This is a genomic window from uncultured Campylobacter sp. (assembly GCF_938030815.1).
Taxonomy (GTDB): domain Bacteria; phylum Campylobacterota; class Campylobacteria; order Campylobacterales; family Campylobacteraceae; genus Campylobacter_B.
This window is the reverse complement of record NZ_CALHII010000032.1, coordinates 1-1,823: the sequence shown is the minus strand read 5'-3', so window position 1 is coordinate 1,823 and position 1,823 is coordinate 1. Positions and strand designations below refer to the sequence as shown.

The 1,823-nt window shown below is 50.5% G+C and carries 2 protein-coding genes; both read right to left on the bottom strand.

Going from position 1 to position 1,823, the window contains the following annotated elements; translation table 11 throughout:
• Positions 1-155: 155 nt before the first annotated feature.
• Positions 156-1,130 (bottom strand): hypothetical protein, encoded by a 975-nt coding sequence (locus tag Q0277_RS00860; protein WP_297994576.1) that lies wholly within the window; start codon positions 1,128-1,130, stop codon positions 156-158.
• Entirely contained in the window at positions 1,117-1,587 is a 471-nt protein-coding gene (locus Q0277_RS00855; RefSeq protein ID WP_297994574.1) for a hypothetical protein, read from the bottom strand. Before Q0277_RS00855 ends, Q0277_RS00860 begins: the two co-directional genes overlap by 14 nt.
• Between the last annotated feature and the right edge of the window lie 236 nt (positions 1,588-1,823).

Below are 1,823 nucleotides of genomic sequence, written 5' to 3'. Positions count from 1 at the left end.
CTTGATGCCGCTTTTGTAGTAGCTTTCTTAATTCCTCAAGCCTGCTTTGATCCATTTGCCGCCTTTAAATTTGATGGACGCGCCATTTTATAGCGCCACCACTTAAAGCTCATTAAATTTTACCGCTCGCCCGCTATGCGCCGTTTGATCAAAATTTAGCCTTCATATCTTTGCAGCGATTTTTTATATGTTTTCGCCGTAGCGCAGCCCGCGCTCAGATACACTTCAAACTCCTCGCTAGTAAGCCTGCGCGGCTCATTCGCAAGCCTCGCCGCGCCGCTTGGCGTATTTGCGTCCGGATTCGCTTCATTTGCGATCTCGCCCCGTCGGATTCGGTTGCTAAAGCTCGCTGCATGCGCTATTTTCGGCGCACGCCGTAGCGAAAAGCTTAAATTTCGCGTTTGCAGATTTAAAATTTTACCCATGCATTTGCGCGGACCCGCGATAAAATCGCCGTTTTGTATGAGCGGGGCGGCATGGCCGAGCGGACCGCTGCCCACGGAGCCGCTCAAGTCGCCCTCCGAGCCAAGTAAGCTACCCGCCAAAAGTTCTGCGCCACTTAGGACACGCAGGCTTCGCACCAAAATCCCGCCGCCGCTTTGCGGGACGCTGCGAAACGAAATGTCAAAGCCGAAATTATGAAAAAATATCTCGCCCGCCCGCGACGTGCGCTTGTAGGTGTTTCGATCCGCGCCCGTGAAATACGCCTCGATCTCCGCGAAGGCGAATTCCGCACCGCTTACGCAAAGCACATAGTTTTGCAGCAGATCGCGCATGAAATTTTCGATCTTTGCCTGCGCTCGCTCGGCGTCAAACGGCGCCTGCGGCGGATGGGCACTTAGCCCTGCCTGCGATGGACGGACGTTAAATTTTAAGTGTGCTTGCTCGGCATTAAACAGCGGCTCGGCATTAAATTTTAAAATTTCAGCTTGCTGCGCGCCGCTAGAATATGCCTGTTTGCCGCAAAATTCCGCGCCATTTTTTAATTTTAAAAGCTCGCCGTCGCTCCCGTCTCTCGCGCTTCCTGCAAGTTTATGATTTTTTGAAGCGAGCTTTGAGCCCGCCGAAATTCCAAACTCCGCCGCGTCGATTTTTGAGAAAAATTTTTCTAAATTTTCATCGCCCAGCATTTTGCTCTTCCGTAGAATTTCCTTCGCGCTTCGCGATGTCCGCTTTGCTGTCCGTAGTGCCAGCTTCGACGTTGTTTGCCTCGGCGCGCGTTAAATTTCCCTCGCCGTCCGTCGCGTTCATATCACCTCGCACTAAATTACCGCCGCCGCTCGTCGTATTTGCTTCTCCGCCCTTTGATTTGGGCGTTTTAAAGCCCCAAATCTCGCAACGATTTCCACTAAAGCCTTGGAAATAATATCTCTCGCGCTCGCTCAAGTTTTCCACTCCCCTTTCGCATACGCGCTTGATATACGCTTTGCTAGGGTATCTAAGCCGACTGAGCGCCAATTCACTACCTGTGTCTGCGCGCTTTATCAGCTTAGCGATGCAGGCGTCATCCTCTTCGCCCTTGTTGTTTAAAAAAGATTCCCAAATGTTGCAATACGCGCCACTGTTGTTTATATACAGGGCGCACAAAATAATAACTCCTACGATTAACAAAAAAATTTGACTTTTACTGGCTTTCAATTTCGCTTTATTGCCCGACATTTGACCCTCCCGTAGAATTTATATCGCGTTTGATTGCTCTTGTTTCATTGCGGATTGTATCCATACCTTCGCGCGTTAAATTTCTCTCGCCGCTCGTTGCGTTCGCTTCGACGCTCGTCGTATTTGCTTCGCCGCCCTTTGATTTGGGCGTTTTAAAGCCCCAA